15 protein-coding genes are annotated in these 10,786 nt (G+C 34.6%); 5 read left to right on the top strand and 10 right to left on the bottom strand.

The window, feature by feature from the left end; translation table 11 throughout:
• Positions 1 to 77 precede the first annotated feature (77 nt).
• From CDIMF43_RS13730 to CDIMF43_RS07655, 7 genes are all read right to left on the bottom strand, one after another.
• Entirely contained in the window at positions 78 to 239 is a 162-nt protein-coding gene (locus CDIMF43_RS13730; protein ID WP_167554794.1) for a hypothetical protein, read from the bottom strand.
• 5 nt (positions 240 to 244) lie between these two features.
• Entirely contained in the window at positions 245 to 385 is a 141-nt protein-coding gene (locus tag CDIMF43_RS13610) for a hypothetical protein (protein ID WP_162532924.1), read from the bottom strand.
• A complete protein-coding gene (locus tag CDIMF43_RS13895; RefSeq protein WP_269845349.1) occupies positions 382 to 516 on the bottom strand; it encodes a hypothetical protein in 135 nt (44 codons plus the stop codon). The genes CDIMF43_RS13610 and CDIMF43_RS13895 overlap by 4 nt, the downstream gene beginning before the upstream one ends.
• A complete protein-coding gene (locus tag CDIMF43_RS07670; protein ID WP_135017083.1) occupies positions 513 to 758 on the bottom strand; it encodes a MerR family transcriptional regulator in 246 nt (81 codons plus the stop codon). Before CDIMF43_RS07670 ends, CDIMF43_RS13895 begins: the two co-directional genes overlap by 4 nt.
• A 20-nt stretch (positions 759 to 778) precedes the next feature.
• Positions 779 to 1,297: a calponin homology domain-containing protein gene (locus CDIMF43_RS07665; RefSeq protein ID WP_109841658.1), complete on the bottom strand. Its 519-nt coding sequence runs from the start codon at positions 1,295 to 1,297 to the stop codon at positions 779 to 781.
• Complete coding sequence (locus CDIMF43_RS07660) at positions 1,294 to 1,539, bottom strand: hypothetical protein (protein ID WP_109841657.1); 246 nt, start codon at positions 1,537 to 1,539, stop codon at positions 1,294 to 1,296. The genes CDIMF43_RS07665 and CDIMF43_RS07660 overlap by 4 nt, the downstream gene beginning before the upstream one ends.
• A gap of 66 nt (positions 1,540 to 1,605) precedes the next feature.
• The gene (locus CDIMF43_RS07655; protein WP_162532923.1) at positions 1,606 to 1,833 is read right to left on the bottom strand and encodes a helix-turn-helix transcriptional regulator; all 228 of its coding nucleotides are present in this window, start codon (positions 1,831 to 1,833) and stop codon (positions 1,606 to 1,608) included.
• A gap of 150 nt (positions 1,834 to 1,983) precedes the next feature.
• On the opposite strand from CDIMF43_RS07655, the gene CDIMF43_RS07650 reads away from it, so the two are divergent.
• The 5 genes from CDIMF43_RS07650 (at position 1,984) to CDIMF43_RS07630 (ending at position 5,521) form a co-directional block, all read left to right on the top strand.
• Entirely contained in the window at positions 1,984 to 2,403 is a 420-nt protein-coding gene (locus CDIMF43_RS07650; protein ID WP_109841655.1) for a helix-turn-helix domain-containing protein, read from the top strand.
• A gap of 13 nt (positions 2,404 to 2,416) precedes the next feature.
• A complete protein-coding gene (locus tag CDIMF43_RS07645) occupies positions 2,417 to 2,839 on the top strand; it encodes an ImmA/IrrE family metallo-endopeptidase (RefSeq protein ID WP_109841654.1) in 423 nt (140 codons plus the stop codon).
• A gap of 13 nt (positions 2,840 to 2,852) precedes the next feature.
• On the top strand, positions 2,853 to 3,551 hold the full coding sequence (locus tag CDIMF43_RS07640) for an SHOCT domain-containing protein (protein WP_109841653.1): 699 nt from the start codon (positions 2,853 to 2,855) through the stop codon (positions 3,549 to 3,551).
• Positions 3,552 to 3,672: 121 nt separating this feature from the next.
• Positions 3,673 to 4,230, top strand: coding sequence for a cell wall-binding protein (locus tag CDIMF43_RS07635; RefSeq protein WP_109841652.1), 558 nt, complete (start codon positions 3,673 to 3,675; stop codon positions 4,228 to 4,230).
• A gap of 142 nt (positions 4,231 to 4,372) precedes the next feature.
• Entirely contained in the window at positions 4,373 to 5,521 is a 1,149-nt protein-coding gene (locus CDIMF43_RS07630; protein WP_109841651.1) for a tyrosine-type recombinase/integrase, read from the top strand.
• Between the two features lie 89 nt (positions 5,522 to 5,610).
• Here the strand turns inward: CDIMF43_RS07630 and lepA are convergent, their stop codons facing one another.
• The 3 genes from lepA to dnaK all read right to left on the bottom strand — a co-directional run bounded on the left by lepA (position 5,611) and on the right by dnaK (position 10,750).
• Positions 5,611 to 7,446 carry a translation elongation factor 4 gene (gene lepA, locus CDIMF43_RS07625; protein ID WP_074402838.1) on the bottom strand — a complete coding sequence of 612 codons (1,836 nt, stop codon included), beginning with the start codon at positions 7,444 to 7,446 and terminating at the stop codon, positions 5,611 to 5,613.
• 160 nt (positions 7,447 to 7,606) lie between these two features.
• Positions 7,607 to 8,782 (bottom strand): molecular chaperone DnaJ, encoded by a 1,176-nt coding sequence (dnaJ, locus tag CDIMF43_RS07620; protein ID WP_074402839.1) that lies wholly within the window; start codon positions 8,780 to 8,782, stop codon positions 7,607 to 7,609.
• Positions 8,783 to 8,923: 141 nt separating this feature from the next.
• On the bottom strand, positions 8,924 to 10,750 hold the full coding sequence (gene dnaK, locus CDIMF43_RS07615) for a molecular chaperone DnaK (protein ID WP_109841650.1): 1,827 nt from the start codon (positions 10,748 to 10,750) through the stop codon (positions 8,924 to 8,926).
• Positions 10,751 to 10,786 lie beyond the last annotated feature (36 nt).

The following is a 10,786-nucleotide window of genomic DNA, read 5'->3' as shown; positions in this document are numbered from 1 at the left end:
TTTTGCTGTGTTTTCACTCATTTTTAATTTGCTCCTTTTCGTGGTATAATTTCGATATAATATTTTTTCTAAGTTGACTAACTAGGAGTGCAATCCTTAGTTGGTCTTTTTTTATTCTTTTCATATGCCAAGCAATCTTCACATGTTCTTGGGTATCCAGGTTCTTCAAAATCTTCTAAATATCCTCCGCATTCTTGACATAGCAATCCGTTTATAGTCATCTCTGCAAGTTCACCCATAATAATCACTCCTTTTCTAATTCTTCCCAATCTGGTTCGTTCCACGATTCTTTAATTGCTTTAACACCTACATAACAAGCTGATGATGTAAACACTGTTAAAAATAAAATAATCGCTAAAATTGCTACAACAATTTCAAATGTCATTTATGAATCATCCTTCCGCTAATTATTTTCTTACTGTCTTTACCAGGTTCTTCTTTATTGCTTAAATGCAATGATATTAATAAACTTGATCCAATTAACAAACCGATTAAAACACCCATTGCTTCTGTCATTGCCTAACCATCCCTACTAAATTATTTTCTTTTGGTTCTTTAAATAAATTTAAATCAGCATATTTTGATAAATCCTCTTGACTTGCAACTACTTCTTTTCTAAATCGGTCAAGTTCAAAATCTGGAACAATTTGTGTTGGCATTTTCATTACACGAATTCGTCCATCTTTAATTAAATTTCTTACAACATTTTCACCACATCTCAATTCTTTTGCAGCTTCCTTTACAAGATAATTTGTCATATTATCCGACCTTTCTTTCATTATTTTAAGTATTCCTCATTGATCCAGTACGGAACTCTTTTATTGATTAACTGACTAGTTGAAATATCAATTTTTCTTGATATAAGAGAAACTATTTTAATCTCAATTAAAATTTCATCTAAAAATTCGTTCACATACGCAGCAAGTACTGATTTATCTGCTTCAGTTAACTTGTGGTTGAGTTTTGTTAATGCCAACTCTGCTTGTTTCTTCATAGCTTTACGCTCATCTGATTCTTTTCTTTGGAAAACGTCCATTGCAAAAGCTGATTCTTCGTATTTATCAGATCTAAAATTAGGTAATACTCCAAATGCTTCAAAAGCTAGTTGTTGGCTTAGTTCCGAATCGTTTATTACTGCAGCAAGTTCAACCATTGAATCAACAGGGGTTGGAACATCATTAAAATATCCGTTGATAGTTGATTTAGCACGATGAGTTTCCCTTGCAATAAAATTTTGTTGTATATTTTTTCTTTCTGATGCTTCTTTAAGTGGAATGCTCACTACTTTTGATGTCATCCGATCGTTCCCCAATCAATTTTTATTTTTTCTGTTTCTGGGTCAATAAATATGAGAATGTGTTGTTCTTCCAACTCCTCGATAAATTCTTCTAAGTCTTCCTTTTTATAAGGGATTTCTGATTGTGATTTTCCGTTTTCTATTCCAACGAAAATAGTTTCAACAATTTTTTCAAACATTTTTTTAACTTTGTACTCTTTTTGCTTTTCTTTAATCATTTGCGGTAGTTTTTCAAATGTCATGTGTGTATCGCTCCTTTTCCGTACTCAACTATCTAGTTGTTCGAGCTGGTTTGGGTTATGATTGGATTAGTCTTCTTTAACATACGAATTGTGTACTACATCTTCAAAAAAAATAGTCCAATCAAATCCAAGTTCTTTTGCAATTTTTTTGGCGCTATAAACAGACGGATTTCTATGCCCTTGTTCGTATGAAGCGTAGGTTGTTTTAGCTATACCAAGCTTAATAGACAAACTTTCTTGTGTGTAACCAGACTCTTCTCTTTTGTTTTTTAACCATTCTTTCAAACTTCTCACCTCATTTAAATGTAATACATATTGCGTACTTTTATATTAGTACACATTTCGTCTTATGTCAATACGTAAATACTCTTTTTGTGTGTTTTTTTTATTATATAGTGAAAGTACGCATATTGTATAGTAACATAATCTTTAGGAGGTGGACTTATGTTCGCTAAAACTATTTCTGAACTAAGAAAAACAAGAACAAAAATGACTCAAACTGATATGGCAAAATTTTTAGGAATAGCAAAAACAACATACGCATCGTATGAACAAGGCAAAAGAATGCCTGATATAGATATTCAAAAAAAAATTGCAGATTATTATAATGTCTCTTTAGATTATTTACATGGAAGATTAGAAGATGAAAAATACTTCAAACTTAATAACAATGAAAAAAAAGATATAGCACTACAAGCTGATAAACTACTAGAAGGAATTGAGACAGGAGACTCTTTAAATTTTTATGGGGAACCAGCAACAGAGGAACAAAAAGAAAGAATACGTGTAGCTCTTCGTACTGCTATGGAAATGAATAAAGAAGAAGCTAAAAAGAAATTTACTAGAAAAGACTACAGAAACTAGGTGAAGTTATTAGATGACCATTATTATAGAAGAAGACGTCAATAAGTTGGCCAAACTTCATGAAACATGCGATCCTATAAGACTTGCTAAACTATGTGGATGTAACATTCTTTATTCTGATTTAGATGCTGACACTTGGGGTTTTACAGTAAATAATAATCGTTGCAACACAATAGTTGTAAATCAACATTTAAAAAAAGAATTACAAAAGTTCACTATTGCACATGAATTAGGACATGTTAGACTCCACAAAGGTATTTCAACCCCCTTCTTAAAAAAGGTTGCTCGTGGCAGTTTTATTCCTGCTATTGAAAAAGAAGCTAATATGTATGCTTTTAGTATTCTGTGCAAAAATGTAAACAATATTAATACAATGACGAAATATCAAATACTAGATTGTTTAGGTCTTTCCTATGATATGGAAAGATTTTTATAAAAGGAGGATAATCATGGTGGATTGGAAAGAATTGGCAAAAAAAAGTTTAAATAAATCAGTTGAGTTAACAAAAAAAGGTGTTGAAGCTGGTATTGATTGGAAAAATGATCCAGAACGAATTGCAAAAGTTCAACAGCAAAAAGCAGAAAAAGCTATATCAAAGGTAAAAGCTAAGCCTTTCAACGCAGATAAGACAGTCGGTAAATTATTTTATGTAGACACTGAAAAACAACAATTTAAAGTTGGCGGGTATAGAAATGCAGCTAATGTTTTTGACTTCAATCAAGTATCTAGTTATGAATTAGTTGAAAGTGACCATACAATTACATCTGGTGGGCTTGGACGGTCTGCAGTTGGAGCTGTTGCATTCGGTGGTGTCGGAGCTGTTGTTGGAGCGTTAACTGGTGGAAAAAAAACAAAAAAAGTTGTAGAAAATTTTAAAATAAAAATTAACCTCAAGAGCATTGAAACCCCAGTTGTATATGTTGAACTTTTAATTGGTAAAACTAAAACAAACTCATTGATTTACAAAGATGCTCTAGAAAAAGCAGATAACATTCTATCTATTTTAGATTACTACTCAATCCAAAAAGAAAATATTAATACAACTGTTGGTGATGATGAACTTTTGAAATTTAAAAAATATTTAGATGAAGGCATTATTACTCAAGCTGAATTTGATGCTAAGAAGAGAGAATTATTGAATTTATAAAAGACTAGCCTTCGGGCTTTTCTTTTAAATAAAAAAACTCCAATCAGTCTGCAAACTGATTAGAGCTATTATAATGTATTTCCATACAAAATATATTATATCATAAAAGGAGATTGTTGGAATGAAAAAAATTATTGGTTTATGTTTGCTTGGTGTTTACTTAATCACGTTATCTGCTTGTGACTCTACTGTACAAAATGAAGATCGTCAAAAGGCGAGTGATACAAACACTTCACAGAGCACAAAAAATAGCAACTCTGCTGAAATTAGTACAAATAAAGTATTCGGCAAAGATGAATGGTGGGAAGTTGACGGACTTTGGAAATTGAAAGTTAATAGCGTTACAACTACTGAAGAAAGAAATCAATTTGATGAATCTAATCCAGCTCAGGTTGTTGTTGTATCTTATTCTTATGAAAATTTAGGTTATGAGGATGATATTCAAGATTTATATTTTACTCCTGAAAAAGTCATAGATTCAGGAAGAAAAGTTGCTAGTACCTATCCTGGTGGGGTAAATACTCACCCACAACCTACCCCAGTTGGAGCAATTATGGAAAATGCTGAAGAGGCTTATGGACTTAGTCAACCTGACGGAAGTGTTAAAATAATTTTTGAAAAATTTGATAAAGATTACAATAAATATACTGCTACTTTTGAAGTTGCTGTAAATCAATAAAGATTAGCCTTCGGGCTTTTCTTTTAAACAAAAAAAGAACATACATTCGTATAAATTCAATTAAAATCCATATATTTATAAAAATAAACTTAAATACGTGAATTTTTTTATCACATTCCGTACTTTGAAAGGAAGGATTCCTATGCAAGGATCTGTTAGGAAAAAAGGGAAAAGTTGGTATTATCGAATTGATCTTGCTTATATCAGTGGAGATAGAAAACAAATTGAACGTTACGCTGGAAAAACTAAAGATGAAGCATTACAGACTCTTCGTGATGCTATTAAAGAATATGAAACATCTGGTGATGTTATGGCTTCATCTGATATTTCAGTAACTGACTACTTCAATTTTTGGTTTGAAAAATATGTAATGGTCAACTTAAAAAAAAATACGCAATCAAATTATCGAAATATTTTAGATAAACATATCTTTCCATCCATTGGTATGTATAAATTAAAAGCAATTAAACCTGGCACACTACAAGATTTATTAACAGAAAAGTTTGAAGCTGGATATGCCAAACAAACTTTATCAATCATCAAAGGTGTTCTAAATAAAGCTTTTACAATGGCTGTATTTCCATATCAATATTTAAGTAATGATCCAACTAGATATATAAAAGTTCCTAAATATGATATTAAAGAATGGAAAGATCGTGGAGATTTAAAAATTATTTCTATTGAAGACTTTAAAAAAATTGTTAGTGCAGTTCCTAAATGTGACCCCTTCTATTTGCCAATGATGATTTCTTTTCAAACTGGATTAAGACGCTCTGAAGTATGTGGACTTAAATGGACTGACATAGATTTTGAAGAAAATACTCTTATAGTAGAAAGAATTATGATAGGGATTGAAAATGGGAACTTTGATTTAGGAACGCCAAAAACTAAATCTTCTTATAGAACAATTATGCTTGGAGATAGTATAATCAAAATTTTGAAAAGTTCTAAAAAAAGACAAATTGAGAACAAACTCTTTTATGGATCCAATTATTTTGATGGTGGTTTTATATGTACGAAAGAAAATGGTCAGCCCGTCACTCCAAATTCAATAAAGTATAATGTTGAAAAAGTTAGAAAAATTACTGGAGTTGATTTCAACTTTCACTCATTCAGACACACACACGCAACGATGTTACTAGAGAACAATGCAAAACCTAAAGAAATACAAACGAGATTAGGACATTCTCGCATTGCTACTACTATGGACACTTACGCTCATGTTACAAAAAAAATGAAAAAAGATACTGTTGATATATTTGAACAAATGCTTAAAGATAATTCATTTTAAAAACAAAAATTCCCACGAGTTTAATCCCTCGTGGGAAATATGTGGGAAAATAATATATTCAATATTTGAACTATGGTTACAAACACTTATTACTTCTTAGGTTGATCCTCGTCCATTTTCAGAACAGCCATGAAGGCTTCTTGTGGAACTTCGACAGATCCGATTTGTTTCATTCGTTTCTTACCTTCTTTTTGTTTTTCCAAGAGCTTACGTTTACGTGAAATATCTCCGCCGTAACATTTGGCTAAAACATTTTTACGCAAGGCTTTTATATTGGTACGAGACAGAATTTTTTGTCCCACAGCTGCTTGAATCGGCACTTCAAATTGTTGACGTGGAATTAAGGCTTTTAATTTTTCAACAATGATTTTTCCACGTTCATAAGCAAAGTCACGATGGACAATAAAGCTTAATGCATCGACTTTTTCAGTGTTTAACATAATATCCATCTTAACAAGTTTGCTTGGACGGTAGCCAATTAAATCGTAATCTAATGAAGCATAGCCTTTGGTACTTGATTTTAATTTATCAAAGAAATCATAAACAATCTCTGATAAAGGAATTTCATAAACAACATTTACGCGGTACTCATCTAAATAATCCATGGTCATAAACTCGCCACGTTTGCGTTGAGAAATTTCCATAACGGCTCCAACAAATTCATTTGGTACCATAATACTTGCTTTTACATAAGGTTCTTCAACGGTTTCAATTACACCTGGTTCTGGCATATCTGCTGGGTTATCCACGATCAGAGTCGAACCGTCTGTTAAGTTTACTTGATAAATAACGGATGGTGCAGTTGTAATTAAATCTAAATCAAATTCACGCTCTAAACGTTCTTGAATAACATCCATATGAAGCAAGCCTAAGAAACCACAACGGAAACCAAAGCCTAATGCTTGTGATGTTTCTGCTTCAAATTGTAAGGCTGCATCGTTTAATTGCAAACGTTCTAAAGCTTCACGTAAATCGTTGTAGCGAGAAGAATCAATTGGATACAAACCACAGTAAACCATTGGATTCATTTTACGATAGCCAGGTAAGGCTTCTGTTGCAGGATTTACTACAGAAGTAATGGTATCTCCAACTTGAGTGTCTTTAACGGTTTTAATGCTGGCAGTGATATACCCAACGTCACCAACCATTAAAAAGTCACGTTTGATGGTTTTTGGTGAAAAAATTCCCACTTCAGCGACTTCAAAGATCGCGCCATTGCTCATCATTTTGATTTTGTCTCCTGGTTTTACGGTGCCATCTACAATTCTTACGTTTAAAATAACGCCACGATAAGAGTCATAGACTGAATCAAAAATTAGCGCTTTTAAGGGTGCGTCTAAATCACCTGTTGGTGCAGGAACTTTTTCTACAATTTGTTCAAGAATGTCTTCGATTCCAATGCCTGCTTTTGCGCTAGCTAAAACAGCTTCACTGGCATCAATGCCAATTACGTCTTCAATCTCGCCACGAACACGTTCTGGATCCGCTGCGGGTAAATCAATTTTATTGATGACTGGGATAATTTCTAAGTCGTTATCTAAGGCTAAATAGACGTTAGCCAACGTTTGAGCTTCAATCCCTTGTGCAGCATCAACTACTAATACGGCTCCTTCACAGGCCGCTAAACTGCGTGAAACTTCATAAGTAAAATCCACATGTCCTGGTGTATCTATTAGATGAAAAGTATATTCGTTTCCATCCTTGGCTGTATATTTAAGTTCAACTGCGTTTAATTTGATTGTAATCCCACGTTCTCTTTCTAAATCCATTGAATCTAGTAATTGCGCTTGCATATCTCGATCGGCTACGGTGTTTGTTTTTTCTAAAATTCGATCGGCTAAAGTCGATTTTCCATGGTCGATATGAGCAATGATGGAAAAATTTCGAATTTGCGATTGGCGCTGTTTCATTTCATCTCTATTCATTCTATTTAGTGCCTACTTTCATTATTTATTCCAAAAAGTGTCATTGTAAATTATACCAATGAAACACAGTAAATACAAGAAAAGTTCAAATTGGAGCTACGTTTTTCTTCAAAAAAAAGCCAGCCTGTCACTACTTAAGGGAACAGGCTAGCTCATTTTCTTATTTTCTTTTTTTCTTGCCTTCTGATTTAAAGGCATCTTTGACTTTATCAAAAATATTGGTTTCTTGTTCACTCACTTCAATTCCACTGGCTTTGGCAAATTCTCGCATTGCTTGAACTTGTTGCTCAGATAGGTTTTTCGGTGTAATGACTTGAACTTTCACGTGTTGGTCTCCAGTACCGGTTCCTCTCAGTTTAGGTGCACCCTTACCTTTTAGGCGGAAGTTTGTTCCTGTTTGAGTTCCCGCTGGGACTTTTAATTTAATTTTCCCGTGAACGGTTGGGACTTCAATTTCGTCGCCAAGGGCTGCTTGTACAAAGCTAATTGGCAAGTCATAGAAAATTTCAGATCCATCACGATCAAATAAGTCGCTTTCTTCAACACGGAAGACAACATAAAGATCGCCATGAGGTCCACCATTGATACCGGCTTCCCCTTGACCTTGTAAACGCATTTGTTGACCGTCTTCCACACCAGCTGGTACAGTAACTTTTACGCTATGCGCTTCTTTGACATGGCCTGAACCATGACATGTAGGACATTTTTCTTTGATTTCTTTTCCTGAACCATGACACACATCACAGGTTTGACGTGTCATCACGCGTCCAAGTGGCGTGTTCCGTTCGACATTAATTGAACCGGCTCCATGACATTTCGAACAAGTTACGGGTTCTGTTCCTGGTTTTGCACCGTTTCCGTGACATGTTCCACATTCATCTTCACGATTGTATTTGATGGTAGATTCTTTCCCAAAAATCGCCTCTTCAAATTTTAAATTCATCGTATATTGTAAATCTTCACCTTGTCTAGGCGCATTTGGGTTAGATTGACGACCGCCGCCGCCAAAGAATGATTCGAAAATATCTTCAAATCCGCCGCCGCCAAATCCACCGCCGAAACCACTTCCGCCAAATCCACCACCAAAACCGCCGCCACCAGCTCCAAAGTTTGGATCTGTACTTGCATGTCCATATTGGTCATAGGCAGCACGTTTATTAGCGTCGCTTAATACTTCATAGGCTTCTGCGATTTCCTTAAACTTATCTTCTGCTCCAGCTTCTTGGTTGATATCTGGATGAAATTGTTTTGATAATTTTCGGTATGCTTTTTTGATATCTGCGTCATTTGCGTCCTTTGCGACACCTAACACTTCATAATAATCTCTTTTTGCCATTGCTTTCCCTCCATCGTTACGTAAACATAATCTTTTGATTGAATAGACTGATACGCCGACTATCGTTTAAAATCATAACACATCTAGAAGAAAAAGCCAAAAGCATTTTGCCTTGGCTTTTCTTCTTTAAGCTTTATTAAATTATTTGTTGTCGTCTACTTCTTCAAAATCAGCATCAACTACATCATCAGCGCCACCTTGAGCAGCTTCTGGGTTTTCTTCTGCTTGTTGTTGTGCAGCTTGTTCATATAGTTTAACTGTTAATGCTTGAACGATTTCGTTAAGAGCATCGCGTTTTGTTTTCATTGCTTCGATGTCGTTTGCTTCAACAGCCGCTTTTAATTCATCGCGTGCTTCTTCTGCTTTTTTAACTTCGTCAGCATCTACTTTGCCTTCTAATTCAGTTAATGTTTTATCAACTGAGAATAACAATTGGTCTACATCATTACGTAAATCAACTTCTTCTTTACGAGCTTTATCTGCTTCAGCATTTGCTTCTGCGTCTTTTACCATACGTTCGATTTCGTCGTCTGATAAGCCTGATGAAGATTTGATTGTAATGGTTTGTTCTTTACCAGTTCCCATGTCTTTTGCACGTACGTTTACGATACCGTTTTTATCGATATCAAAAGATACTTCGATTTGTGGAACGCCACGTGGTGCTGCTGGAATATCTGTTAATTGAAAACGACCTAATGTTTTGTTATCTGCTGCCATTGGACGTTCACCTTGTAATACGTGTACATCTACTGCTGGTTGGTTATCTGCTGCAGTTGAGAAGACTTGAGATTTTGAAGTTGGGATTGTTGTGTTACGGTCAATTAATTTAGTGAACACGCCACCCATTGTTTCAATACCAAGTGATAATGGAGTTACGTCAAGTAACACGATATCTTTAACGTCACCTGTGATAACGCCACCTTGAATTGCTGCACCCATTGCTACCACTTCATCTGGGTTAACTGATTTATTTGGTTCTTGATTTGTTTCTTTTTTAACAGCTTCAACAACAGCTGGAATACGAGTTGATCCACCGACTAAGATCACTTCATCAATTTCGCTTGCTGATAAACCAGCATCTTTAAGAGCTTGACGAACTGGACCTTTTGTACGGTCTACTAAATCATGTGTTAATTCATCAAATTTAGCACGAGTTAAGTTCATTTCTAAGTGTAATGGACCTGCTTCGCCTGCTGTGATAAATGGCAAGCTGATTTGAGTAGAAGTTACACCTGATAAATCTTTTTTCGCTTTTTCAGCTGCATCTTTCAAACGTTGAACAGCCATTTTGTCGTTTGATAAGTCAATGCCGTTGTCTTTTTTGAATTCTGCAACCATGTAATCGATGATTTTGTTATCAAAGTCATCTCCACCTAGTTTGTTGTCACCAGCTGTTGACAATACGTCAAACACGCCGTCACCTAATTCAAGGATAGATACGTCAAAAGTACCGCCACCTAAGTCAAATACTAATACTTTTTCATCTTTGTCTGTTTTATCTAAACCGTAAGCTAATGCTGCTGCAGTTGGTTCGTTAACAATACGCTCTACTTCTAAACCAGCAATTTTACCAGCGTCTTTTGTTGCTTGACGTTGTGCATCGTTGAAGTAAGCTGGAACTGTAATAACTGCCTTTTCAACTTTTTCACCTAGATATTCTTCAGCAAATCCTTTTAAATATTGTAACGTCATAGCTGAAATTTCTTGTGGTGTATATTTTTTACCTTCAACTTCAACTGTATAACCGTCTTCACCAATATGGCGTTTAATAGAAGCAATTGTATTTGGGTTTGTTACTGCTTGACGTTTTGCAACTTCACCTACTTGGATTTCTCCGTTTTTAAATGATACTACTGAAGGTGTTGTGCGGTTTCCTTCTGGATTTGCAATAATTTTTGCTTCTCCGCCTTCTAATACTGCTACTGCTGAGTTTGTTGTTCCTAAATCGATTCCGATAATTTTACTCATTTTAAATTCCCTCTTTACTAGTTATTTTTTAGTTTA

This window comes from Carnobacterium divergens, assembly GCF_900258435.1.
Classification (GTDB): domain Bacteria; phylum Bacillota; class Bacilli; order Lactobacillales; family Carnobacteriaceae; genus Carnobacterium; species Carnobacterium divergens_A.
Note: the sequence above shows the minus strand (reverse complement) of the source record. Positions and strands in the feature narration are given on the sequence as shown.